Consider the following 1,456-nt stretch of genomic DNA (forward strand, 5'->3'; position numbering starts at 1 on the left):
GTCATAGACAAGCGTATCGGCGGCCAGCAGCATCTGCGTGCCGGACGGGACGGGCTTGGCAGCGATGGTCTGCGCCTGTGCGGGTGCCGTCGGCACCGCACAAGCGAACAGACATGCCAAGGCGGTCGCCCCATAAAGGCGTGCCAAACCGGCCTGCCTATGGCTGCGCAAAACCGCCTCCCTCACTAACCGTCTTCCTTGTATAGCAGAAACGTCACCCCAAAGAACATAGCCACGACGACCGGAACCCATGCAGCCACCACCGTAGGAACGAATCCGGCCACACCGAATGCCTTGACCAGTACCGAAACGACATAAAGCAGAAAGCCGGCCACGACGCCACCCAGAATCATCGTTGCCGACTGCCCCATTCGCGCAAATCGCATTGAAACCGTTGCAGCAATCAGCGTCATGGCGACGAGGAGGAACGGCAACGCCAGCAGCGAATCAAACTGCATGGCGAAGGCATTTGCCTTGAGCCCGAAGGAACGGGCAACTTCGATCTTGCGCGGCAGCTCGTAGAAAGGGATGGTTTCCGGGCGCGCCAGGCGCTCCTGAACGAATTCCGGCTTGAGGTTGGTCGGCAGCTTGTCGGTCGCCAGCGTCCGGATGTTGCCCGCCTTGAAGACCTTGACGTCCTGCAATTCCCAGTAGCCGTCGCGCAGGAAGGCCTTGGCTGCGTCCTTGCGCTCGGCGATGTTGCCCTGCGGGTCGAGGATGAAGAACACCGCGTCCGCCATCTCCAGCCCCTGATTGAGGATGGCGCGGGCGCCGATGATGGTGTCGCCTGATTCGGTCTTCTGCCTGAGCCAAGGCGTGACATTGGTGGTGACGGCATTCGATTTGCCGGCCCTGAGGTCGTTCTCCATCTGCTCGGACCAGGAAAAGCCGTGCGCGGCGATGGGGTTCATCACGGCCACCGACAGCACGCCGAACATCAGCGCGCCGACGCAGCAGGGAAACAGGAACTGCCAGGCCGAAACGCCGGCCGAGCGCGCGATCACCAGCTCGTAGCGGCGGTTGAGCGACACAAGCGTCGCCATTGCCGAGAACAGCCCGACGAACGGCACCGTCTGCAGCATGATCATCGGCATCCTGAGCGCCGAAATGGCGAAGGCCGTGCCATAGGTGAACCCCGGCAGCCCGGTCGTGCGGCCGGAGAGCTCGGTGAAATCGATCAGGAACACCAGCGCCAGCAGGCCCAGGAAGAACCAGAAGGTGATCGAGACGTAGCGGAAGAAGAAATAGCGGCCCAGCGTCCAGCCCATGGTCAGGCTCCCTGGCCGGAGGTGCGCCGCGCAAGCCACAGCTTGAATGCCGTCCAGTTGTCGCTGGCGCGCTTGGCGAGATTGGTCAGCCAGTCCGCCCAACTGACCGGCAATTCCATGGTGCGGGACGAGACGATGAACCAGATCGAAACCGCGGACGCAATCAGCGGTATGCCGTAGAGCAGGTA

Annotated in this window: 2 protein-coding genes and 1 pseudogene; all 3 read right to left on the bottom strand. The window is 62.4% G+C overall.

What is annotated here, in order from left to right:
* A partial coding sequence (locus EOA27_RS42730) for a hypothetical protein (protein ID WP_145970827.1) occupies positions 1-186 on the bottom strand: 186 nt, incomplete at its 3' end.
* Positions 186-1,268, bottom strand: a complete 1,083-nt coding sequence (gene lptG / locus EOA27_RS36290; protein WP_126078241.1) for an LPS export ABC transporter permease LptG — start codon at positions 1,266-1,268, stop codon at positions 186-188. The genes EOA27_RS42730 and lptG, both read right to left, overlap by 1 nt.
* Positions 1,269-1,270: 2 nt before the next feature.
* Positions 1,271-1,456 (bottom strand): annotated as a pseudogene (locus tag EOA27_RS36295) (LPS export ABC transporter permease LptF); the annotation flags it as partial.

Source organism: Mesorhizobium sp. M2A.F.Ca.ET.037.01.1.1 (assembly GCF_003998075.1).
Classification (GTDB): Bacteria; Pseudomonadota; Alphaproteobacteria; order Rhizobiales; family Rhizobiaceae; genus Mesorhizobium.